At 36.6% G+C, this 21,576-nt stretch carries 19 protein-coding genes, 2 tRNA genes and 1 pseudogene; 8 read left to right on the forward strand and 14 right to left on the reverse strand.

All coding sequences use genetic code 11. The features are described 5' to 3' along the window. Positions 1-696 precede the first annotated feature (696 nt). The 10 genes from PVV60_RS07670 to rpe form a co-directional block, all read right to left on the reverse strand. Positions 697-1,953, reverse strand: coding sequence for a multidrug effflux MFS transporter (locus PVV60_RS07670; protein ID WP_273724091.1), 1,257 nt, complete (start codon positions 1,951-1,953; stop codon positions 697-699). 70 nt (positions 1,954-2,023) lie between these two features. Then, positions 2,024-2,356, reverse strand: a complete 333-nt coding sequence (gene grxD, locus PVV60_RS07675; protein ID WP_273724092.1) for a Grx4 family monothiol glutaredoxin — start codon at positions 2,354-2,356, stop codon at positions 2,024-2,026. Between the two features lie 97 nt (positions 2,357-2,453). Beyond that, positions 2,454-2,687, reverse strand: a complete 234-nt coding sequence (locus PVV60_RS07680; protein WP_273724093.1) for a BolA family transcriptional regulator — start codon at positions 2,685-2,687, stop codon at positions 2,454-2,456. A 59-nt stretch (positions 2,688-2,746) separates the two neighbouring features. Then, positions 2,747-4,957, reverse strand: a complete 2,211-nt coding sequence (purL, locus tag PVV60_RS07685; protein WP_273724094.1) for a phosphoribosylformylglycinamidine synthase subunit PurL — start codon at positions 4,955-4,957, stop codon at positions 2,747-2,749. A gap of 290 nt (positions 4,958-5,247) precedes the next feature. Then, on the reverse strand, positions 5,248-5,919 hold the full coding sequence (gene purQ, locus PVV60_RS07690; protein ID WP_273724095.1) for a phosphoribosylformylglycinamidine synthase subunit PurQ: 672 nt from the start codon (positions 5,917-5,919) through the stop codon (positions 5,248-5,250). Positions 5,920-5,930: 11 nt separating this feature from the next. Further along, positions 5,931-6,170 carry a phosphoribosylformylglycinamidine synthase subunit PurS gene (purS, locus tag PVV60_RS07695; RefSeq protein ID WP_273724096.1) on the reverse strand — a complete coding sequence of 80 codons (240 nt, stop codon included), beginning with the start codon at positions 6,168-6,170 and terminating at the stop codon, positions 5,931-5,933. 94 nt (positions 6,171-6,264) lie between these two features. Next, complete coding sequence (purC, locus tag PVV60_RS07700; protein WP_273724109.1) at positions 6,265-7,029, reverse strand: phosphoribosylaminoimidazolesuccinocarboxamide synthase; 765 nt, start codon at positions 7,027-7,029, stop codon at positions 6,265-6,267. Between the two features lie 174 nt (positions 7,030-7,203). Then, entirely contained in the window at positions 7,204-7,752 is a 549-nt protein-coding gene (locus tag PVV60_RS07705) for an alpha/beta hydrolase (RefSeq protein ID WP_273724097.1), read from the reverse strand. A gap of 68 nt (positions 7,753-7,820) precedes the next feature. Then, positions 7,821-9,128, reverse strand: a complete 1,308-nt coding sequence (gene purB, locus PVV60_RS07710) for an adenylosuccinate lyase (protein ID WP_273724098.1) — start codon at positions 9,126-9,128, stop codon at positions 7,821-7,823. 10 nt (positions 9,129-9,138) lie between these two features. Continuing rightward, positions 9,139-9,813: a ribulose-phosphate 3-epimerase gene (gene rpe / locus PVV60_RS07715; protein ID WP_273724099.1), complete on the reverse strand. Its 675-nt coding sequence runs from the start codon at positions 9,811-9,813 to the stop codon at positions 9,139-9,141. Positions 9,814-9,958: 145 nt separating this feature from the next. Between rpe and PVV60_RS07720 the strand changes: the two genes are divergently transcribed. Beyond that, the gene (locus tag PVV60_RS07720; RefSeq protein ID WP_273724100.1) at positions 9,959-10,492 is read left to right on the forward strand and encodes a flavin reductase; all 534 of its coding nucleotides are present in this window, start codon (positions 9,959-9,961) and stop codon (positions 10,490-10,492) included. Positions 10,493-10,799: 307 nt separating this feature from the next. Then, complete coding sequence (gene dksA / locus PVV60_RS07725; RefSeq protein WP_273724101.1) at positions 10,800-11,216, forward strand: RNA polymerase-binding protein DksA; 417 nt, start codon at positions 10,800-10,802, stop codon at positions 11,214-11,216. Between the two features lie 52 nt (positions 11,217-11,268). Here the strand turns inward: dksA and PVV60_RS07730 are convergent, their stop codons facing one another. Continuing rightward, a complete protein-coding gene (locus tag PVV60_RS07730) occupies positions 11,269-11,745 on the reverse strand; it encodes a flagellar biosynthetic protein FliO (RefSeq protein WP_273724102.1) in 477 nt (158 codons plus the stop codon). Between the two features lie 212 nt (positions 11,746-11,957). Here PVV60_RS07730 and PVV60_RS07735 point away from each other — a divergent pair, with 212 nt between their 5' ends. Then, on the forward strand, positions 11,958-14,492 hold the full coding sequence (locus PVV60_RS07735) for a response regulator (protein ID WP_273724103.1): 2,535 nt from the start codon (positions 11,958-11,960) through the stop codon (positions 14,490-14,492). Positions 14,493-14,777: 285 nt separating this feature from the next. On the opposite strand, the gene purN is transcribed toward PVV60_RS07735, so the two are convergent. Further along, entirely contained in the window at positions 14,778-15,389 is a 612-nt protein-coding gene (gene purN / locus PVV60_RS07740) for a phosphoribosylglycinamide formyltransferase (protein WP_273724104.1), read from the reverse strand. Then, on the reverse strand, positions 15,386-16,477 hold the full coding sequence (purM, locus tag PVV60_RS07745; protein WP_273724105.1) for a phosphoribosylformylglycinamidine cyclo-ligase: 1,092 nt from the start codon (positions 16,475-16,477) through the stop codon (positions 15,386-15,388). Before purM ends, purN begins: the two co-directional genes overlap by 4 nt. Positions 16,478-16,634: 157 nt before the next feature. Between purM and PVV60_RS07750 the strand changes: the two genes are divergently transcribed. The 5 genes from PVV60_RS07750 (at position 16,635) to PVV60_RS07770 (ending at position 19,815) form a co-directional block, all read left to right on the forward strand. Continuing rightward, positions 16,635-17,846, forward strand: a complete 1,212-nt coding sequence (locus PVV60_RS07750; protein ID WP_273724106.1) for an AI-2E family transporter — start codon at positions 16,635-16,637, stop codon at positions 17,844-17,846. After that, a complete protein-coding gene (gene hdaA / locus PVV60_RS07755; RefSeq protein WP_273724107.1) occupies positions 17,843-18,532 on the forward strand; it encodes a DnaA regulatory inactivator HdaA in 690 nt (229 codons plus the stop codon). Before PVV60_RS07750 ends, hdaA begins: the two co-directional genes overlap by 4 nt. Before the next feature lie 693 nt (positions 18,533-19,225). Continuing rightward, positions 19,226-19,302, forward strand: a tRNA-Pro gene (locus PVV60_RS07760). Between the two features lie 91 nt (positions 19,303-19,393). After that, the gene (locus tag PVV60_RS07765) at positions 19,394-19,699 is read left to right on the forward strand and encodes an ETC complex I subunit (RefSeq protein WP_273724108.1); all 306 of its coding nucleotides are present in this window, start codon (positions 19,394-19,396) and stop codon (positions 19,697-19,699) included. Between the two features lie 39 nt (positions 19,700-19,738). Continuing rightward, positions 19,739-19,815, forward strand: a tRNA-Arg gene (locus PVV60_RS07770). 934 nt (positions 19,816-20,749) lie between these two features. Here PVV60_RS07770 and PVV60_RS07775 read toward each other — a convergent pair. Continuing rightward, positions 20,750-21,576 (reverse strand): annotated as a pseudogene (locus PVV60_RS07775) (N-6 DNA methylase); the annotation flags it as partial.

Genomic DNA, 21,576 nt, shown 5'->3' on the forward strand with positions numbered 1-21,576 from the left:
AGGATCAAGTTGATCCAATTGCATGAGTTCAGCAATAGGGTAATGTTTACCCAATTCCTCAAAGCTTCTTTTGTTTTAATAATGCCTCAGAAAACTGAAAAGCTATCACTCACTTTATGTTAAAAGAAGAGATACCTTTTTATGCATGCTGCTTCTCAAATAATGCGATTGTAATACGATTCTGGCAAAAGAACTGATCATTAAAATCATAATTTTTAGGAGAAAAAAAAGAAATTCATTAAAGAGGTTTTAAATGATCTTTGAAAGACCTTTGAAGCCCCTGTGAGAACACCTTAAAATCATGTAAAAAAAATAAATTGCTACAAAACCTAGTGGCAAAATATACAAAACCCGCTGGCAAGCTACAGCAATCAAAACTGTTTGTTTGCTTGTTATGAGATGAGAGAGACCAGCCCGTCTGCATAAAAACTATTGAAAAAAAGAATAAAAATATTTTTTAATAAATTGTTTCACATACAAGAGTTGTCACAATAATAGGTATGTTTGTTTTTTTTTAAACATTATACCGCTTATAGATGCTGTCGTGAAATGATTTTATATTTTGAGAACTGTATCTTTAAAAAAACAATGTGACTGTTTAACACAAGAGTGTTCTATTTGGAGATGTTTTATTTGTCTGATCGGTTTATCTCCTTATTGTTCAAGAGAGACGTTATTAATCTTTCATCGTAATATTTATTCGTTAGGATTACTATGATATTGCCTAAAAAGATGACCACGTTCAGCCCATAAGACGAGAAGTATAGCAGCGAGACTCAAAAAGAAAAATCCCGCTGAATTTGGAATGGTTGTTTCATCAAATTGTTGAGCAATAAAAAAACTGAGTCCTGCACCGATAGATGTTTGAAGAAAGCCAGATACAGAAGAAGCTGTTCCAGCAATTTCCCCCACAGATTCGAGAGCGAGTGTATTGAAATTGGCCATAATACCACCGCAGGCAAACATCAGTATACAGAATAACAGCATGTAAAAAGCAAAAGGAAGGATACCATCTGTTAAGATAGAGCCAATAAACCATACACATGAAGTGATACAAAAGAGCAACAGCATTGTATGAGCAATACGTCGCATTCCAAGGCGTCCAACGAGTTGAGAGTTCATAAATGATGAGAAAGCCTGGAATGCAGCACCAACTGCAAAGGCAATAGGAAACCAAAGCCCTAGATTATAGATTCCTTCATACGTTTGTTGTGATGTATTAACGGCGGTAAAGATACAGCCTAAAATAATGGAAGTTGCTAGTGTATAGCAAAGTGTTGTGCGATTGGTTATTACAATCCATAAATTATGTTTGACTGAAGAAAAGGAAAGAGAGCGTTGCGCATAAAGAGTTTCAGGCAAGCGGAATTGAATCCAAATCATCAGCCCAAAACCAATCATTGCCATGAAAATAAAAATATATTGCCAATGTCCGAGCAGTAAAATGATCTGTCCTGTTGCGGGACCAACCATTGGTGCAACAAGAAAAACCATCATAACAATAGACATAACTTCTGCCATTTTTCGACCACTATAAAGATCACGTACGACGGAAACTGTAAGAACCCGCATAGCAGCTCCTCCAATACCTTGTAAGATACGCAAAACAAGTAAGAGAGAAAAATCAGTTACAAAGGCACAGCCAATCGCCGTAAATGAATAAAAAGCAAGCCCGAGAAGAATAAGTTTACGTCGTCCATACCTATCGCTTATTGGCCCGAAAAATATTTGAGCAATACCATAGCTAATAAGATAACTCGAAATGATATAATGTTGATCATTTTCATTGAGAACATTTAAGCCGTCTAAAATATTGGGCATAGCCGGCAGCATAATATCAACAGCTATAGCGTTAATAGCCATGAGTGAAGCAATAAGAATAACAAATTCTTTATAGCCAATTTTGTTCCTAATCGCATCACTATGCGTTTGTTCATCGACTGAATATGACATATGGCATCCTTGAAATAGAAATTTCGTCTGAAAACAGCTCTTTTAAGAGTCTGAATAAAATGAAAGATACCTATGATTGATTACAAGGAATATTTTTTTCTTTCAAAAGTTCCTGTAACTCATTGTTTTGAAACATCTCTTTAACAATATCACAGCCTCCGATAAATTCACCTTTGATATAAAGCTGTGGAATTGTTGGCCAATTTGAGTAATCTTTAATCCCTTGACGCAATTCGTTAGAAGTTAAAATGTTAATTCCTTTATAATTCAATCTTAAATAATCAAGTATTTTAACAACTTGTCCTGAAAACCCGCATTGCGGAGCGTCAGGTGTTCCTTTCATGAATAAAATGACGTCGTTTGTTTTTATCTCGTTGTCAATAAAATCATAAACAGTGGTCATTTTTATCCCTCAATATTTCCGATTTTTATAAGTGGGCAATTTATATTCACACTGTTTTAATCGCATTAAATGAGTGAATGCAAGAAGAAATTTTAGGTTATTTTGGGATATTGGTTTGCAACATTAAGGCGTGAAGGTTATTTCCCATATTGCCTTTAAGGGCATCATAGACCATTTTATGTTGTTGAACACGGGTTTTACCACGAAAACTTTCAGAAATAACTTCTGCAGCATAATGTTCCCCATCTCCAGCAAGATCACGAATTGTTACAGTAGCATCAGGAATGCCTTCACGAATAAGCGTTTCAATTGCATGGGCACTCATTGCCATCATTATTCTCCTATGTTATTCATTTTTTATAAAGGCTGTGTTAAGAGAAAAAACAAAATTTACTCCTCACCCATAAATTGTGGAAACCAGTTTTCATAGGCTTTTGTGAGTTTGTCTACTGAAAGTGTTAATATCCCATCTATATTGAGAGAAGTTCCCTCAACTTGACCTAGCTCTGTTAAAGACACTATATTGATTTGTGCACGCTCTTTAAGACTATTGAGAGAGTGAGGTTTGACGGCTAAAAGATAACGTCCTTGGTCTTCTCCAAAAAGTTCTGCATGATGGGGTGATTTATTGCTTAATTTTACTTTGATTCCTTTACCTGCTTTAATCACCATTTCAGCAAGTGCTATCGCTAATCCTCCGTCAGAAATGTCATGAGCAGCATGAATAAAACCGCTATTAATGGCATCTCGAACAAATTGACCATGTTTTTTTTCAAGTTGTAAATCTACAGGGGGGGGGGCACCTGCATCAATATTTAAAATGTTACGTGCATAGATTGATTGTCCTAAATGAGAGCCGCAATTTCCTACTAAAACAAGAATATCTCCATTTTGCATACCACTTATTGTTACCATTTTAGACCAATCATTAAGAAGGCCTACGCCAGCAATTGTAGGGGTTGGAAGAATGGCTTCCCCATTTGTTTCGTTGTAAAGAGAAACATTGCCTGAAACGATAGGAAAATCGAGAATTCTACAAGCTTCTCCTATACCTTTAATAGCAAAAACCAGTTGTCCCATAATTTCAGGTTTTTCAGGGTTACCAAAATTGAGATTATCTGTAGCAGCCAGTGGTGTTGCACCTGTCGTACTAATATTTCGCCAGCATTCTGCGACAGCTTGTTTTCCTCCTTCATAAGGGTCTGCTTCACAATAGCGAGGTGTTACATCAGAAGAAAAAGCAAGAGCACGTTTGCTGTTGTTTCCTATACGGATAACGCCTGCATCACCTCCTGGACAAATAAGACTATTTCCTTGGATAAGGGTATCATATTGTTCATAAACCCATCGCCGTGAACTTTGATCAGCAGAATTCAATAAGGATAGAAGCGCATCACCAAGATTTTCAACTTTTTTGACGTCTTCTGCTTTCAAGGGTGTTTTTTTTGCCGGCTTACTCCAAGGACGATCATAAACAGGCGCTTCATCACCAAGCTCTTTGATGGGAAGATTGACAACTTCTTCCCCTTGATGAAATACACGAAAACGTAAATCATCGGTTGTTTTTCCAATAATAGAAAAATGTAGCCCCCACTTATGAAAAATTGCTTCTGCTTGCTTTTCTAGTTCTGGTTTAAGGACCATGAGCATACGCTCTTGACTTTCAGAAAGCATCATTTCATAGGCTGTCATGTTTTCTTCTCGAACAGGAACTGTATCGAGATTAAGCTGTATCCCTAAATTTCCTTTTGCACCCATTTCAACGGCAGAAGAGGTGAGTCCTGCTGCTCCCATATCTTGAATAGCAACCACGGTTCCAAGTTCCATGAGCTCTAAACATGCTTCAAGGAGACATTTTTCTGTAAAAGGATCACCTACTTGAACAGTTGGGCGTTTTTCACTGATTGAATCATCAAATTCAGCAGAAGCCATTGTTGCTCCACCGACACCATCACGTCCTGTTTTTGCACCAAGATAAACAACAGGGAGTCCAATACCTTGCGCTTTAGAATAAAAAAGGGCGTCTGTCTTTGCAATACCGGCGACAAAAGCGTTAACAAGGATATTGCCATTATAACGCTTATCAAAATTTACTTCTCCACCAACAGTTGGAACGCCAAAAGCATTGCTGTAACCACCAATTCCAGAAACAACACCAGAAACAAGATGGCGTGTTCGTGGGTGATCAGGCGCACCAAATCGTAATGCATTCATAGCAGCAACAGGACGGGCTCCCATTGTAAAGACATCGCGTAAAATACCACCAACACCTGTTGCTGCACCTTGATAAGGTTCAATATAAGAAGGGTGGTTATGGCTTTCCATTTTGAAAACAACACATTGCCCTTCGCCAATATCGACAACACCAGCATTTTCACCAGGACCTTGGATGACACATTTTCCTTCTGTCGGAAGAGTCTTTAGCCATTTTTTAGATGATTTATAGGAGCAATGTTCGTTCCACATTGCAGAAAAAATTCCTAGTTCAGTAAACGTTGGTTCTCTACCGATCAACATCAGGATACGTTGATATTCATCCTCTTTTAGCCCGTGTTGTGCAATGAGCTCTGGTGTAATAGTGATGTTATTGCAAGGCTTCATGAGTATTTATCCGTCCAATTAATCGAAATTTAGCATTTTTATTTTTTTAATCTAGCAGCTTATATTATAAGCAATAATATTGTTTCATAATATATATTTATAGACAGTAAGCTGAAGATTTTGTTCGTTTGTTTAGTGGGATTTAAGACTAAAAATGGTCTTAAATAATTATGTGTTTAAAAATAATATCCATTGTTGTTTGTGAAGAGCTTTGTTCATAGATTTATGATGCGAGAAATAGTATAGATTCTTGTTTTGAACAATCAAGGAGCGCGAGTATTTGTGCAGCATCATCTATTTACTAACTCTAAAGCACTTTGAAACAGTAAACGACCGTCAATACCTCCGTGGGCGGGTTCAATAAAGTTTTCAGGATGAGGCATCATACCAAGAATATTACCAGCTTTATTAACAATACCAGCAATATCTTTCATTGAGCCGTTTGGATTTGTGTTTTCTGCATAGCGAAAAACAATTTGTTCATTGTCTTCCATTTGTTTCAATGTTTCACTATCAACAAAATAATTTCCATCATGATGGGCAACAGGACAACGAATAATCTGTCCTTTAGAATAATATCGAGAAAATTTCGTCTTGGCGTTAACGACTTCAAGTTTGATTTCACGACAAACAAATTTTAAAGAAGCATTACGCATTAAAGTCCCAGGTAATAATCCTGCTTCCAACAAAATTTGAAATCCATTACAGATACCTATTATTGTCGTACCTTCTTGTGCTTTTTCACGAATGGCTTTTAAGATGGGAGTTCGCGCTCCAATAGCTCCACATCTTAAGTAGTCGCCATAGGAAAAACCACCAGGAATAATAATAATATCTACATCTGGAATTGTTGTTTCTGTTTGCCAAATTTTTAGTGGCTCAACTCCCGTTATATGATGTAATGCTGCAACCATATCTCGATCACGATTTAATCCAGGAAGTTGAATGATGGCAGTTTTCATGAGCGTTCCACTTAAAGAAGTTCGATTGTATAATTTTCAATGACAGTATTTGCGAGTAACTCTTCACACATTTTTTCAAGTTTTTTCTTTGCGGTTTCAGCAGGTTGATCATCAAGAACGATATCAAAAACCTTTCCTTGACGAATGGATTGAATGCCTTCGAAAGCTAAACTTTTTAAAGCACCGGCAATCGCTTCTCCTTGTGGATCAAGAACGCTTTCTCTTAAAGTAACTGTAATGCGTGCTTTCATTTTTTGCTTCCTGCTTGTTAAAAAAGCCTCTCCTTCGAAGAGGGGTACTTGTATAAGGTGATGTTTTTTACCTTGTTTTTACTTTACGAGGTTTTTACTTTACGAGAACGGGACCACTTGGTCGTGTTGGTTCATTTTCATTCATAATACCAAGGCGTTTGGCAACTTCTTGATAGGCATTAATAAGCCCACCCATATCACGACGAAAACGGTCTTTATCCATTTTTTCTTGTGTTTGCATATCCCATAGTCGTGCAGAATCAGGTGAGATTTCATCAGCAAGAACAATGCGCATTGTTTCATCTTCCCACAGGCGACCAAATTCCATTTTAAAATCAATTAATTGGATGTTAACACCGGCAAAAAGTCCCGAAAGAAAATCATTAATACGAATTGAAAGTTGCATGATATCTTCTATCTCTTGTGGGACAGCCCACCCAAACGCTGTGATATGTTCTTCCGTTACCATAGGGTCATCGAGAGAATCATTTTTATAGTAGAACTCAATGATAGATTGCGGAAGCGGGGTTCCTTCTTCTAGACCTAAACGCTTAGCAAGAGAGCCGGCAGCAACATTGCGAACAACAACTTCCAACGGAATGATTTCCACTGCTTTAATAAGCTGTTCACGCATGTTTATACGTTTGATAAAATGTGTTGGGATGCCCAAACGTCCAAGATGGCTAAAAATATGTTCCGAAATTCGGTTGTTTAAAACCCCTTTTCCGTCGATAATTTCATGTTTTTTTGCATTAAAGGCAGTTGCATCATCTTTAAAAAATTGAATATAAGTTCCTGGTTCAGGCCCTTCATATAAAATTTTAGCCTTGCCTTCATAAATACGGTGGCGACGATTCATCATGATTCTCTATTTATCTTGAGAGGTTTTTAATAACATTGAAAAATGATACTATCCTAATTGATAGAATTTCTCAATGATATTACTATGACACTTTATATAATTTTTGTCGTTACACGTCTACCCAAAGGTGAAAATACATAAGCGATGAGAAAGAAGATTACCTCTTTGGGATCAAATTTTTGCAAGAAAGTGAGAGAGGACCATTAGCCCTTCGGGCCAAGGTCCGTGTCCGGATTCTGCGTTAATATGGCCAGAATACCCAGCATCAACAAAGAAAGATCCCCAATCATTGGCAATTTTTTCTGCTACTGAAAATTGACAAAACTCGTCGTTGCGACTGGCTATGACAATAGAAGGAAAAGGCAGCTTTTGGCGATGATAGGGGCCAAATGTCATTAAATGTTTGGGGCGTATTTTCTCATTGGCGACATCTGGAGGTGCAACAAAGAAAGCGCCACAAATTTTTTCTGTATTTTCTATAGTTGCGTGAATAGCGCTGGGAACTCCTAATGAATGAGCAATAAGCATAACAGGCCTTTGAGCTTTTGCGATAGCGGTTTTAACTTTGTTAACCCACTCTTCACAAACAGGTTTTGACCAATGGAGTTGTTCAATGCGGCGGGCTGTCGACAATTTTTTTTCCCAGCGTGTTTGCCAATGATCTGGACCAGATCCTTTGTAGCCAGGAACAATAAGAATATCGAGTTGATTTGCTTTCATGAATTGTTTTCTTTGTTACAACAGATTTTTGATCATAGGTGCAATAGATTTGAGGTTTCTATGTCGCTTTATTGTTCTTCAAAAACACGTTTAAAAATCGTATTGATATGTTTGGTGTGGTAAGAAAGATCAAATTTTTCGCGAAGTTCTTCTTCACTTAAAGCTTTGGTAACATCTTCGTCGTTGAGGAGTTCTTCTAAAAAATCTTTTCCTTGTTCCCAAACTTTCATCGCGTTTCGTTGTACAATCCGATAAGAATCTTCACGACTGATTCCTGCTTGCGTGAGTGCTAAAAGCACCCGTTGTGAGTGAACAAGACCGCGGAATTTATTGAGATTTTTTTGCATATTTTCTGGATAGACAATGAGATTCTCAATGACAGATGTGAGGCGAGAAAGAGCAAAATCCAGTGTAATAGTCGCATCTGGAGCAATATAACGCTCAACAGATGAATGGGAAATATCACGTTCATGCCAAAGTGCAACATTTTCCATGGCTGGGAGTGCAAATGCACGTACTATGCGGGCTAATCCAGTTAAATTTTCTGTTAAAACTGGATTACGTTTATGAGGCATCGCCGATGAACCTTTTTGTCCAGGTGAGAAATGTTCCTCTGCTTCAAGAACTTCTGTTCGTTGTAAATGGCGTATTTCTATTGCTAGCCTTTCAATAGAGGAAGCAATAACACCAAGTGTTGCAAAAAACATAGCATGACGATCTCTTGGTATTACTTGGGTGGAAACCGGTTCTGCACGCATCTTCAAGGCTTTTGCTACATGTTCTTCAACGCGTGGATCGATATTTGCAAAAGTTCCTACAGCTCCTGAAATCGCGCAAGTAGAAATTTCTTCTCGTGCTGCAAGAAGACGTTTGCGACAACGGGAAAATTCAGCGTATGCAAGAGCAAACTTGATTCCAAATGTTGTTGGTTCAGCATGAATGCCATGACTCCGCCCAATGGTGATTGTCTCTTTATGCTCAAAAGCACGTCTTTTTAATGCCTCAAGAAGTTGATCTATATCCTCTAGCAAAATATCACTAGCACGCATCAATTGAATGTTTAGCGTTGTATCGAGAACATCAGATGACGTCATACCTTGGTGGACAAAACGTGCCTCGGGCCCAATGAATTCAGCTAGGTGGGTCAGAAATGCGATAACATCATGTTTGGTAATTGCTTCAATTTCATCAATGCGATTGACATCAAATTCCGCAGCTTTCCCTTTTTCCCAAATGACTTTGGCGGCTTCTTTCGGAATAACACCTAATTGAGCGAGTGCATCACAGGCATGGGCTTCAATTTCAAACCAAATACGATATTTTGTTTCAGGAGACCAAATGTCTACCATTTCAGGGCGGGAATAACGGTCAATCATAATTTTTTCCTTATTGTGAGAGGATTGCGGCTTGGCGCAATGCACTCATGCGTGTTTTGTAAAGCTCTTTATTTCCATTTTTATAAATTGCAGAGCCTGCGACAAATACATTTGCACCAGCTTTTGCAGCTATCCCAATTGTATCAACGGTAATACCACCATCAACTTCAAGATCAATAGGGCGGTTTGCAATCATGCTTTTAACGCGCTTAATTTTATCTTTTATTTCTGGAATAAAACTTTGTCCACCAAAACCGGGATTGACCGTCATGATGAGAATGAGATCTAATTGATCAAGCAAATATTCAAGTACATGTTCAGGGGTGCTTGGATTGAGTGCAATTCCTGCTTTTTTCCCCATTTTTTTGATTGTTTGTAATGAACGATGAAGATGTGGACTTGCTTCAGCATGAATGGTTATAATATCCGAACCCGCTTTTGCAAAAGCTTCCAAATAAGGGGCTACTGGTTCGATCATCAGGTGGACATCAAATGTTGCTTTGGTTAATGGGCGCAGAGCCTTGACGATTTCAGGACCAAAGGTGATGTTAGGAACAAAGTGTCCATCCATGATATCAAGATGAAGCCAATCTGCACCAGCATCAACAACATCTAACATTTCTTGTCCAAGTTTAGAAAAATCAGCAGCCAAGAGTGAAGGCGAAATGAGATGAGAATGGGGCATTAAAATCTCCTTGATTGTCTGTTTTTATCATATCGCTGTGTATACACAAATATCTTTTGTGTTATGACGGAAAAGAAAAAATATGTATTATAGGTCTTTTTATGGAAAGATCGCTTGAAATTTTAAAGCTTTATAAGTGAAAGATATGTCGAATCATAAAACATATTTGATGCCTGAACTTCAACATAATATTGCGGTTTCTTCCCAAGAATATCGAGATGCCATGAGTCTTTTTGCAGGAGCTGTGCATATTGTGACGACAAATGGTATTAAGGGAAAACGAGGGGTGACTGTTTCGGCGTGTTGTTCTTTATCCGATAATCCTCCAACCCTTCTTGTTTGTCTCATGCGCCATAATTTAAAGAATCAGGTGTTTATGGAGAATGGAAATTTTTGTGTTAATAGCTTGGCAGGAAAACATCGTCCATTAGCGGATGTTTTTTCGAGGTGTTGTACTCCTACACAAAATGAGCGTTTCGATGTTGCTCAATGGGGAGTTTTACAAACGGGGGCGCCTAGTCTTTCAGACGCTCTAGCGTCGTTTGATTGTCGTTTGATTTGTTGGCACGAACACGCAACCCATTGTGTTTTGATTGGTGAGGTTGTTGCAATCAACTGTAATAAAGAAAAAGATGCTTTGATATATTTGCAACGTGAATATCACACCTTGCCTTTATAAAGATTTTATTTTTTTACATTGATGAAATGATTTATTGTTGCTTCATTTAGATTTTAAACAATGAGAAAGTAGAGGAGGGATGTCCCTGATATCTGATTTCCTTCTTTTTGAAGTTTTTCAATAAGCGAGAAAAATGATTCTGAATGAGATTTAATCAAGAATCCAATCTACATAAAAAAGCGATTGAACTTAAACAGTGCATTTAGACATATTTGTAGATTGTTATGAAAAAACATTTTACTCTTGTGTTGATGGGGATTGCACAATATATAGACCGCACATAGCATATGTGGAGGTTTTTTATTGCATGAGCGAAGAGAGTGATGGTCAATATCGCCCTAGTGAAGATGAGCCTTTTATGAATGAGCGGCAAAAGGCGTATTTTCGTGCTAAATTGGTTTCTTGGAAGAATGATATATTAAAAGAAGCTCGTGAGACTTTGGAAAATTTGCAGGAAGAGAATGTTGGTCAACCCGATTTGACTGATAGAGCTTCTTGTGAAACTGATCGTACAATCGAATTACGTGCTCGTGATCGTCAGAGAAAACTTATTTCAAAAATAGATGCTGCTTTAGAGCGCATTGATAATGGGACATATGGTTTTTGTGAAGAAACCGGCGAACCCATTAGTATCAAGCGCCTTGAGGCTCGGCCGATAGCCGTTTTGTCATTGGAAGCGCAAGAACGTCACGAACGACGTGAAAGAGTTTATCGCGATGATTAAGATCATTGAAATGATAAACAAACAAAATTTGTGGTGATAAAATTGTATATTTTTATTTTTGAGGGGTAGGAATGAACAAAGATGGTTCTTGCCGCCCCTCAATTTCGGCGGTGATTGCTGAATCTTTTACCGCTTGATTCGTAAAACGAGAGGGATTTTTATCTAGTATATCGTTTCTTTCTGTAGAGGCGGGATTTGGATGTGTGCGTGTTTCTCTCTTTTGTATTTTCGATATACTGCTAATATCGGATTCTACAACCACATCTGTTAAACCGCCAATAAGGAGCAAATGTTCTTTATTATCGCAACGGACTAAAACAAGGCGGCGTGCTCGATCTATAGAAATCACTTCACATAATGCTAGTCTTGATAGACTTTTTTTTCTATTATTGCTGAATCTTCCCGTACTTAAACGACGTAAAAACAAGATAATTACGGTAATGGCCACGATTGTTATTATAAAAAACAAAAAGCTTATCATTATTTTCGCAGCAGATACACCTATTTGCTCTGATAACCAGATAACCATAGATTTTCTCCCATTTTTGTGTGAAAATATCGTTTTTTATCGAGATAAATTTATAAACACACCCTTAAAAGGTTCTCTTAAATACAAGAAATAAATTTTTTAACATTAAGTGAGCTTTCTTAGAAAGATAATATCATAGTATATACTTTATAACAATGAATATAAAGGAAGTTTTGTGATATAAGAAACAGCTAAATCTAAGGCAATGAGAGATGGATAAAGGTTTTGATAATAATAAAAGATCAGCGTCTTCTGTTCATCGAAGAGTTGTGATTTGTAGTGTTGTTTTTATATTATTTTTTCTTTTCATTGTGGGTATTTTAGGTTTTTTTTATCCACAAAGCTATTTGCAAAAGGTGATATTGATATCTTTTTTGATTCTAGCAATTATCGGCGTTGCAACACTCGTTTTGTGTGGAATGGGAATTTTAAGATACCATGTGTGGTCGCATGAGGGTTTTTATTTTAGCATCTTTAATGAGAGCGATGATGCAATTGTAATCTCTGATCTTTCTGGTTTTGTTTATTATTCTAATCAAAACTATCGAAAAATTCTGACCTATAAGCCTGAAGTGTCTTGTTATACGGTTATTGCTGACCTTCCAGGAGCTGGTGCCCTTTCGTATCGCTTAAAGGTTGCAGCCTGTAATAATCTTGCAGCGCAAGAGGAGTTAAGAGTAGAACAATCAATTTTTACCGATGCTACACCAAAAAAATCTGTTTGGTATAATATTTCCGTTCAACCTATCATAAAACAGAAAAAAAAGCTTTTATTTTGGCGTATTGCTGATATTTCGCATTTGCAACAAACGCGAGAAGTTTTTTTTTCGAACCTTCAAGAGGCTATCAATCACTTAGATCAAGCTCCTATTGGTTTTGTATCAGTTAATACACAAGGAACTATTCTTTATGCCAATGCGGTTTTTGCCGAATGGTTTTCAATTGATTTAGCGAATTTCTCAGTTGGTCAATATAATTTTGATTCGTTATTTGATAGCGTTGGTGCTAAGAGCTCATGGAGTGATATCTGTTTGCAAACCAACAGATATCAAAGTTCAGGTTACTCTTTACCTTATAGGTTTTCGTTATGTTTAAATTCACGCACGACTTGTGAGAAAATATTCCATTGTCTTATATCTGTTTCTTCTCTCTTAGAAGAGGAAGCCATTTATCGTATTGTGATCATTCCACAACAAATACAAAAAGAAGAGGACGATCAATTAAAATTGCCTAGTGTATTAGGAGAATATTTTGATGCGAGTCCTTTTGCAATAGCCGTGGTGGATCATAAAGGGCAATTGGTTCATATGAATAAAGCTTTTTCATCACTCACGGGATGTATGGACAAAGCTGTCAATTTTTATGACGTTATTTCTCGTCGTGATTGTGTGCAGTTAGAGCGTTCTTTTCAGAGAATTGCATCAAATAAAAATTATTTTGTTTCTCTAGAAACTGTTTTAGAAAAAAATGAAGAATGCCATTTACGGCTTCATATTATGTCTGTACCGCCCTATCATGGTGATGCATTGCAAGATTTGCTTATTATCTCTGTGATTGAAACAACCGAACAAAAAACGCTTGAAGATAAAATGATGCAAAGTCAGAAGATGCAAGCTGTTGGACAATTGGCTGGCGGCATTGCTCATGATTTTAATAATGTTTTAACAGCAATTTTAATGTCATGTGATCTTCTTTTAAATACGCATCGTAGTTCTGATCCTGCACATGCTGATCTAATCAATATAAAAAATAATGCTAATCGTGCAGCTGCTCTTGTACAGCAATTATTAGCTTTTTCTAGAAAGCAAACACTTCGACCTGAAGAAGTTGATTTTACTGAATTTTTATCAGATATTCGCAATCTTATTTTACCACTTTTGGGGAATAATATTCAGTTAAAAATTATCCATGGAAGAGATTTGTGGAGTGTTGAAGTTGATCAAGCATCTTTTCAGCGTGTTATAATGAATTTGGTTATTAATGCGCGTGATGCCATGTTAGATGGAGGTATTGTTACGATTGCGACAAACAATATTACAAAGCAACAAAGTGCTGAATTTAATCATCTTGGTTTAGCAATTGGTGAGTATGTACAATTGACTATTTCAGATACAGGGGCTGGTATATCCGCTGCTATACAAGAAAAAATGTTTGAGCCATTTTTTACAACAAAAGAAGTTGGAAAAGGAACAGGACTTGGTTTATCAATGGTTTATGGAATTATCAAGCAGAGCAGTGGGTACATTCATTGTGAAAGTAAAGAAGGTGAAGGAGCCACATTTCATATTTTTCTTCCCCGTTATATCCCCAATATAAAAGGAGAAATTTCTCAAAAGATTGAAAAAGATGAAGAGAAAGATAAAAATATAGACTTAACAGGATCTGCGACTGTTTTATTGGTTGAAGATGAAGATGCCGTCAGAATGGGGGGGGTAAGAGCTCTTCAAATGAGGGGATATACGGTTTTAGAGGCAGCGAGTGGGGTGGAAGCACTCTCTATTCTTGAGGAACAAAAAGGAGCTGTTGATATTATTGTTTCCGACGTGGTGATGCCAGAGATGGATGGGCCCACTTTATTGAAAGAAGTCCGTAAAAACTATCCTGATATCAAATTTCTTTTTGTTTCTGGATATGCAAAAGATGCTTTTGCTAAAAATCTTCCACAAGATGCTGTTTTTGGTTTTTTATCTAAACCTTTTACACTCAAACAATTAGCTCTAACAGTTAAAGAAACACTGTCGTCATAAGACAAAAAATTTATGCAATAGAAAAATTGTGTATTTTAAGATTTTTTAGGCGAAATACGAGGGTATTTTGATGAATAGAGCTTGTGATAATGTCATAAAACTGAATAAAGAAGAAGAATTTGGAAATTGAAATAAAATTCAAAAAAATCACACATTCTGCACAAAAAATTATGAAGAGATAAACTCTATTATGTCACCATTTCATAGAGATTTTCAATTATAGATACTGAGCACAAACTATGTGTAAAACATTGAAAAATGCTGATTAATAGATTGTTGATACACTCAAAAAGATAAAAGCTGTTGTTGCGTATCGACCATTTTACTCTTCCCTTCAATAAATGCTTTTAAGGCTTCGGGGTAGAGTTTATGTTCTGCTTTAAGAACTCTTTGTGCTAAGCTCTCAGCAGTATCATGAGGATAGACTGGAACGGCTGCTTGGGCAAGGATTTTTCCTGCATCCATGTCTTCTGTAACAAGGTGAACAGTGCAACCCGTGATTTTTACGCCTGCTTGTAAAGCTTTTTCATGTGTGTTTAAGCCTTTAAATGAAGGCAAAAGAGAGGGATGAATGTTCAAAATTCGTCCTTCGTAAAGTTTTACAAAATGTGGTGATATAAGGCGCATATACCCTGCAAAGCAGAGAAAATCCGGTTTATATTGATCTAAAATCGTAAAAATACTTTCTTCATGCTCTTCTTTTGTTTTGTAAATTTTGCGATCAACAATATGAATAGGTAAGTTATGGCTTTGTGCCTTTTCAATACCGTTTGCATGCGGATTATCGCAAATAACTGCGACGATTTCAGCAGGATATTCCTTTTGTTGACTAGCTTGAGCAAGGGCGACCATATTGGATCCATTACCAGAAATGAAAACAAGGACTTGTTTTTTCATAAATGCAGTACCCCTTTGTAAAGTATTCCGTTATTTTGATCTTGGCGTTTTGTTAAGATGCCAAGGGGAGTTACAGTCTCTCCTTTTCTTTCAAGAGCTTGCGTAATTGTTTCAGCTGCATGTTGTGCTACGATAATGATCATGCCAATACCACAATTGAATGTTCTTAACATTTCTGTTTCGTCTATTTTACCTTGTTTGGCAATCCATGAAAATACTGCTGGAACATTGATGGTAGAAAGATTAATTTCAGCGCAGAGAGAAGATGGAATGACACGTGGAATATTTTCAGGAAAGCCTCCTCCCGTAATATGAGCAAGAGCTTTAATTCCTTCGTATTTTTGCATGATAGGAAGAAGCGATTTTACATAAATGCGTGTTGGTGTAAGAAGTGCTATACCAAGGCTGTTTTCGGGGGCAAAAGGGGCAGGGTCATTCCATTTGAGATAATTTTGCTGGATGATTCGTCGAACAAGCGAAAAGCCATTGGAATGAATTCCAGAGGCGCTTAGACCTAATATAATATCACCTTCTGTTAAATCTTTTGAAGGGAGCAGCTTGCTGCGTTCGCATGCTCCTACAGCAAAACCGGCTAGATCATAATCTCCCTCTGCATACATTCCTGGCATTTCTGCAGTTTCTCCTCCAATAAGAGCAGCACCGGCTTGTTTACATCCTTCAGCAATACCAGAAACAATTACAGCACCTTGTTCAGGGTCAAGTTTTCCAGTTGCAAAATAATCTAGAAAAAAAAGAGGTTCAGCCCCTTGTACGAGTAAATCATTGACACACATAGCTACAAGATCAATACCGACAGTGTTATGGTGACCTACTTCAATGGCAATTTTTAATTTTGTTCCCACACCATCGTTGGCTGCTACGAGGATAGGATCTGTAAAGCCAGCTGCTTTTAAATCAAAAAGGCCACCAAATCCGCCAATTTCTGCATCTGCTCCGGTTCGTTTTGTCGCGCGTATAAAGGGTTTAATTTTTTCTACCATGGCATTACCCATATCGATGTTTACACCGGCTTTTGCGTAGGTAAGACCAACTTTGGATTTATTATTTGTAAGATCTTGATTGCTCATTGGAGCCTTCCTTTAATGGAAAATCAGGTTTTGATATTATGCAATGCCATGATAGAGTTCTCTCTGCAAGAGATATTGATAAGAAAATAAGCAACTTTGCTTGTACCTTATTGTGAAGATGTTTATAATTTTTTGTGAAGAATTTTTAGGACATTCTATGAGCAAGATATCAGATAATCACGGACAGTCTTCTTGGCAGCTGATGAGAAAGAAAGCGAGTGAAAATGCATCTCGTGATCGTTATAAGACTTATGTGCCAGCGTATACTCAATTACCGTTGCCGAATAATATGAAAAGGCAAATCTTTTTTTGGCTTGGTACGCTGATTTTTTTCATTTTTTTTATGTTTATTTTTGGATCGATTTTGCTTCCTTTTGTGGCAGGGATTGTGTTGGCTTATTTTCTGAATCCCATTGTTCAATTACTTGAAAAATTTGGTATTCGTCGTGTATTTGGGACTGTTCTCATTACCTTATTTATTGTTATTACCTTTGTTGCTTCTTTGGTTATTTTGATTCCTGTTATTAGTTGGCAAATACAGCAATTTATGAGTGAGGGTTTACCTGTTTATATTAATCGTATTCAAACCTTTTTTGTTGAGCATGATTTTGATTGGATAAGGCGCTATTTTGGAAGTGATCCAAATGAATTACGGAATAATATTAAAGGATTTTTGGGAGAAGGTTCTGATTTTATTACGTCTCTTTTGAATTCACTTTTAAAGTCAGGAAAATCTATCGTTAATATCGCTAGCCTATTTGTTGTGGCACCTGTGGTGGCATTTTATATGTTATTAGATTGGCCACGTATGGTAACAGCAATCGATTCGTTAATACCGCGTGATCATCTTGAAACCGTTCGTAGTATTTTCCATGAAATGGATAGAGCTATTGCAGGCTTTGTTCGTGGACAAGGAACAGTTTGTCTCATATTGGGAGGCTATTATGCTATTGGTTTAACGATTGCAGGGCTCAATTTTGGTCTTTTGATTGGTATGTTTATTGGTCTTATTAGCTTTGTTCCTTATATCGGCACAATGAGTGGTTTGGTCCTTTCTGTTGGTATTGCATGGGTCCAGTTTTATCCCAATAATTGGGGGGGAATCATCATTGTAATGGCACTTTTTTTAATTGGTCAATTTATTGAGGGTTATATTCTTCAACCCAAGCTTGTAGGTTCATCAGTGGGATTACATCCCGTATGGTTGATGTTTTCACTTTTTGCTTTTTCTTCACTCTTTGGGTTTACTGGTATGCTTGTTGCTGTTCCTGCGGCAGCAGCTGTTGGCGTTTTAGTTCGTTTTGCTCTTCATATTTATCTTAGTTCTCAGATGTATTCACGAAAGGGAAATTCGGAGCTGCTAAAATGAATGGGCGTGAAACGCAATTATCTTTAAATTTTCCTTATGATCCGATTTTTCAATTTGAGGATTTAGTGGTAACGGAAAGCAATCGTATGGCTTTTCAGCTTATTGATCATTGGCCCAATTGGAGCTTACCTATTGCAGTTTTGGTTGGAAAAGAAGGATCTGGAAAAACGCACTTTTCTAATATATGGCTCCAAAAAGCAGAAGCTTTCAGGATTCAGCACAATGAAATTGATCAGGCTGTTACTATGGCTTCTTTAGGCAGATCATTTTTAATAGAGGATATTGATGCAGGTGAAATCAATGAGACAGGACTTTTTCATTTAATTAACAGTATTAAGCAAGCAAATCTTGATGCACGACAAGCTACTTTATTGATGACGGCACGGACACTTCCTTCCGCTTGGAATTTAAAGTTAAATGATCTAAAAAGTCGTCTTAATTCGGTGATGTTCGTTGAAATTAATCAGCCTGATGATGCATTGTTAACAGCTGTTGCATTTAAGCTTTTTTCTGATAGGCAACTTATTGTACATCCAGATACGATTTATTATCTTGTAAGTCGTTGTGAGCGTTCTTTATTTTCATTGAAGCATGTTATTGATTCTGTGGATCAGTTGGCATTACAAAGAAAAAGAAAAATAACACGTGCTGTTATTGCTGAAGTCTTGAACAGAAGAAATCTGTAAACACTCCTTATCATGGCTTACTTATCCTGTCCTTCTATTATTGTTTCAATATGTGAAAGACAGGCCATTTAAATTTTCTCCTTTTTGGATATCTATTAAGAGTGAAAAATAGTATTTTTTATTTTTGTCATGTATTTATTTTAAATAGCTTTGAGATTTTATTGTATGATGTTGAATTCTTTCCATTTTCGCATTTGAAAATATTTCTAAAAGAGCGCCTTATTTTATTTATAATAAAACCTTTGTGCTTTGAAAAAATGTTTGTTGTTTATGGATTTGGATTGTAGAAGATTTAGAACTTTTAATAAAAGAGTCATTGAGAAGAGAGAAAAAGCTATACAGCTGAATTTTCTAGCTTATGTTCTCTTTGGGAAAGTTTTTCTATGATATTTAAGTCGTTGTTTTCTAAAATTGTATCTGTAGAATGCGTTTTCATGCAGTGAAAGCTTGCTTAAAGCAAAATAAAAACTATGAAATCCTAATAGAGAAATTCATTATTTTTTAAATATATCGAGTCCTACCATATAGGTTATTTTCTATTATTTGTCAATAAATCTGTTATTGAGTAGGTAAAAAAATTCAGAAATGTACTTTTTTGTAAAGAAATGCAACAAAATTAAAAAAAAGTGTGTTTTTCTCTTGCACTTCTGTTGTGAAAATTTTAGGAAATGTGCATCAAGTAAATGTAAATGGCGGAGCGTAGCGCAGCCTGGTAGCGCACCTGATTTGGGATCAGGGGGTCGTAGGTTCGAATCCTATCGCTCCGACCATATTTGGTTGAGTGTGTGAGAATGACCCAATTGGGTACGTGTGGTGACAAACTATCATTCAAGCGTTGTGTAATCTGTGAAGGAAAAAGGCATGATCGCACGTATTTACAGTCCTGCTAAGACAGCTATGCAGTCAGGTAAGGGGAATACAGATTTTTGGATTCTAGAGTATGAGCCGGTGAAAGCAAAAATGCTTGAACCTCTTATGGGGTACACGGCAACGTCTGATATGAATAATCAGGTAAGGATCCGATTTAATAGGAAGGAAGAAGCAATTGCTTTCGCGTGTAAGAATGCTATTTCTTACCGTGTAGAAAAGAAACATACGTCGATTCGACGTGCTATTTCTTATTCTGATAATTTTCGCAGTGATCGGCAGCATTCTTGGACACATTGAATTAAAGATGCTATTTTGAATTGAGAAAATAGTCAATTGGGTCCCGTAGCTCAGCTGGATAGAGCAACGGCCTTCTAAGCCGTGGGTCACAGGTTCGAATCCTGTCGGGATCACCATGTTTAAATGATATTAATAGGCTATAAAAAGTTCGAAAGTTCTTCTTTTATTCTATTAGCTTATTTCTATGTATAATCCCGAACCTTTTTGATGTTTTTTGGGTGATTTTGTTACTAAACGTTTTCTGTTGACTGTTTTAGAATAAAATGATTCTGTTTCATCTTTCTGAAAATGAATATTTTATTTTTTAGATTAGATTTAAATATTACGGCTAATGTTGGTAAAATTGCAAAAAACATCTATTGTAATTCTTTTATTTTTTATGAATAATATTATTACGTTTTTCAGTATGAACTTTGGTAAGATTGATTTTGATTAGATACAAGGCATGATGGATTCGATTTAGAACCGTTTATGAAACATTGAAAAATAAAAACGATATCTGTTTATGATGAAAATTTACAGACGATACAAGAAGGGGAGAATATCTTCTTGTCTTGGAAGGTGTGATTCATATCGAATTACTTTTTTATGTTTTTTTCAATGAGAGATATTTGCAGCCAATTTGATTTAACGTGATTGTTACTGTTTCTCAGGTAGGGCTATAGATTCCATCAATGTTTAGGTTTTCTTAGTCTTATAGGTTTGAAGGATGTATACTGTGTATTTATAGGCTATCTTGTATATATTTTGTTTGAATTATGAATGAAGATAGATTGCATCTCAGAGTTAAGTTTTTAGATTTCACATTTACATTTTCAAATGTTTTTTCTTATTTCTTTATAGTTTCTACCTTATGTTAGAGATATTTTAGTATTGGATATGCAATTACATTAAAATGTTATGCAAATGAGATCTGAAAATCTAAACTTATACGGTTCAAGGTGATCATTATTTCAATAGGAATACAGTGTGAGGAGAATGCCATTTTACGCGCTTGTTTTAAAGAAACATCTCGTAACGCACCCAAGCCCATTTCACGATAGCATCTGTGAATGGGATATAATTTCCTTTCATAAGACTATGATAAGTTGATTCAATGTTAATGGCTGCTATGTAATAAGCCAGTAAAACAATCTCATTGGCATGGATATCATGACGGAACTTATATTCCATATCCTCTGGTTTTATGAGCTTTGATTGTAACAGCCGTGTGATAAAGGTACCCGTTCCAGTAAAGGGGTCAAGTATAGAAACACCCCGTGAACCAAGGCTTTTTCCAAATTCATTGCGTAAAACGTCATCAACAGAATGAATGATAAAATCAACAACCTCAACGGGGGTATAAACAATCCCAAGCCTATCCGTTGTCTTCTTAAATGCCTTGGCAAAAAAGCTTTCATAAAGGTTGATAATAAGATTCTGTTTTGCATGAGTTTCGGTAATCCCTGCTGTACAGAACGTGACACTTTTGTAAAATTGATCAAGATCTTTGGTTTTTTCTTCGATATTGGTTTTATCCAGTTCTCTTAAGATCTTGTCCATTGCTTGTGAGATAGCATTGTTTTGTACAAATTCATTGCCATCAAACAAGGCTTCAAACACGGGACGCGTCACAAGATGCTGCGCTAACATCTCAATTGCTTCCTCTTGTTTGATATCGCTGTTGACGTTGTTTTGTAATTCCTTATGGAATGCATCAAAAGCATGAAAGGCTTCACTGGTTTCATCAGCAAGCAGGTTTTGAAGATGTGTAATATGGTTTTGAGCAATCTCAGCAACATTGTTCGCCCATATGCCCCAATAATCCGTGATTTTAAAACTATCCAGAAAAATGGCTTTGACAAAATCAAAAAATTCAGAACGGCGGAATAAGTCTC

This window comes from Bartonella sp. AU18XJBT (assembly GCF_028618595.1).
Classification (GTDB): Bacteria; Pseudomonadota; Alphaproteobacteria; order Rhizobiales; family Rhizobiaceae; genus Bartonella.